The sequence below is a fragment of the Hallella colorans genome, assembly GCF_003096815.1.
GTDB lineage: Bacteria > Bacteroidota > Bacteroidia > Bacteroidales > Bacteroidaceae > Prevotella > Prevotella colorans.
In genome coordinates this window covers 1-2,077 of the sequence record NZ_QENY01000051.1, presented here as the reverse complement: position 1 = coordinate 2,077, position 2,077 = coordinate 1, and the positions used below count along the sequence as shown (strand labels likewise).

General features: G+C 41.3%; 1 protein-coding gene. It reads left to right on the top strand.

From position 1 onward, the window contains the following. Positions 1-444 precede the first annotated feature (444 nt). Entirely contained in the window at positions 445-1,902 is a 1,458-nt protein-coding gene (gene pyk / locus C7379_RS12505; RefSeq protein WP_116617552.1) for a pyruvate kinase, read from the top strand. Positions 1,903-2,077 lie beyond the last annotated feature (175 nt).

Here is a 2,077-nt window from a genome sequence, read left to right as displayed (position 1 = left end):
GGGGCTTACTTTTGAAAAAATAAACCCCGAAGTCCAATTTTACTGGGCTTCGGGGAGGATATTTATGCTCTTTTGAGTTTTACCGGACAGCAATAATTATTATTTAAACATGAAAGTAACAAAATACGTTTTCTATTAGTTCGTCCACGACCATATTTTATTTTTTTTCATGATTTATTTTTTTATAGTAAGAAAATCTGTTTACATCATAGCATAAAGGTATTAAATCATAGCGCACCATAGTATTTTAAACTAAGGTAAACCTTTTCGTAATGTATTTAATTTATCGTTTCATATCCAATTAAAAAAAAATGCATTAACTTTGCAAATAGAAGTGTACATGATTTGTGTAGCTCACGCCACTTGTCAAACTACAAGTAAAACCAGTGGCAAACTTAAATAATTGTAATACAAAATCCAATAGAAACCATATTTTTCAAAGTTATGAAAAAAACAAAGATAGTTTGTTCCATTAGCGACCGTCGATGTGATGTTGATTTTCTTCGTAAGTTGTTTTTTGCTGGCATGAATATAGTCAGGATGAATACAGCCCATGCTACTCCAGAAGGCATTCGCGGAATTATCAAGAACGTGCGAGCAGTGTCTCCGCACCTTGGTATTCTCATTGACACTAAAGGCCCAGAGGTTCGCACCACAGCCGTTGAGACACCAATTAGTTATAAGGTGGGAGATGTTGTCAAGATATTTGGGCGTCCAGAAATGGACACAACACATGATATAGTTAACCTTTCTTTTCCTGATATTGCCAAAGATGTTAGGGTGGGTGATAACATTCTCTTTGATGATGGTGCACTCAACATGGTTGTGACGGATATTGTGGGGCCCACTGTTTATAGCCGTGTAACCAATGATGGTGTTCTCGGTTCGCACAAAAGTGTTAATATTCCGGGAGAACACATCAATTTGCCGGCTCTCACAGAGAAAGATAAACGCAATATTCTGCTTGCCATAGAAGAGGATATTGATTTCATAGCACACAGTTTTGTTCGCTCTGCAGCTGACGTGAAAGCTGTGCAAGACATTCTCGACGAGCATCATTCTGACATTAAAATCATTTCAAAGATAGAAAATCAGGAGGGCGTGGACAATATAGACGAGATCATTGACGCCAGTTATGGCATCATGATCGCACGTGGCGACCTTGGCATAGAGGTGCCAATTGAGCGTATTCCAGGCATTCAGCGCATGATTATTCGCAAGTGTGTGCAACAAAAGAAACCTGTTATCGTAGCCACTCAAATGCTCCACACCATGATTAATAATCCTCGTCCCACTCGCGCGGAGGTTACCGACATTGCCAATGCCATATATTCCAACACCGACGCACTTATGCTTAGTGGTGAAACAGCTATGGGCAGGTATCCGTTAGAGGCGGTGCAGACTATGGCGTCCATAGCTGAGCAGGCTGAAAACGACCGTACCAGCTTTGGTGTCCAAGACGAGGTGCCATTGCGTCCAGACTGCACGCAACGTGAGTTTTTGGCCCATGCCGCTATTGCTTCCACACGACAGTTGGGGGTGGCTGGTATTATCACCGACTCGGAAACAGGTACCACGGCTCGCAATTTGGCCGCTTTTCGTGGCCCGAAACCCATTCTCGCCATCTGCTACAAGGAGAAAACACAGCGTTGGCTTAATCTGTCGTATGGCGTGATACCGGTTTATCAGAAAGAGCATGCAAATCCAGAGTATCTTTTTACGGCAGCGCTCCGCATGCTTAGACAGAAGAATTTTGTGGAACTTGACGATAAAATAGCTTACCTTTCAGGTTCGTTTGGCGAGGGTGGAGGTACCACTTTCATAGAAATTAACAAGGTACGCAACGTCTTTGATCGTAATTACCAGTTCCATTTTCCCAATACGGCAAATAATCCAGAATAACATAAACAGTATATTACATATATAATATTAAGGAGCGATATATCGAAATATCGTTCCTTTTTATTTTAGATTTTGCTATTTAGTCGACCCTCAAAAAGGCGACATCGCATTTTTCATATAGACCTGCGTGATGATTTGGTATTGAAAATTTAAGTTCAGCCTCCCACAGCACCAC